Origin of the sequence: Pandoraea sp. B-6 (assembly GCF_000282835.1) — a bacterium.
In the GTDB taxonomy this organism is placed as follows: Bacteria; Pseudomonadota; Gammaproteobacteria; order Burkholderiales; family Burkholderiaceae; genus Pandoraea; species Pandoraea cepalis.
Genome location: NZ_KB290537.1, coordinates 61,695 through 61,977 on the forward strand (window position 1 = coordinate 61,695; position 283 = coordinate 61,977).

Annotated in this window: 1 pseudogene; it reads left to right on the top strand. The window is 67.1% G+C overall.

Going from position 1 to position 283, the window contains the following annotated elements:
- Positions 1-187 (top strand): annotated as a pseudogene (locus A985_RS29375) (YgcG family protein); the annotation flags it as partial.
- Between the last annotated feature and the right edge of the window lie 96 nt (positions 188-283).

Consider the following 283-nt stretch of genomic DNA (forward strand, 5'->3'; position numbering starts at 1 on the left):
TCTGTCGGGCACCGTCGTCCTGGGTGTGCTCGCCGGCGCGATCGCACTTTTCTTTACGATGTTTGGCGGCTCCCATCTCGGTTTCAGGGGGATCGGTGGCATGGGGGGCTTCGGCGGGTCAGGGCGAGGTGGATTCGGTGGCGGCGGCGGTGGATTCGGCGGCGGCGGCGCCTCGGGGAAATGGTGATGCCAAACTTCCGGCGCATGGGGCGACACCTGCTGATGACGCATTGGAAAGTCGGGCAAGCCTTCCCGCGCAAGGCGCTGCAGGCGATCGAGCGGG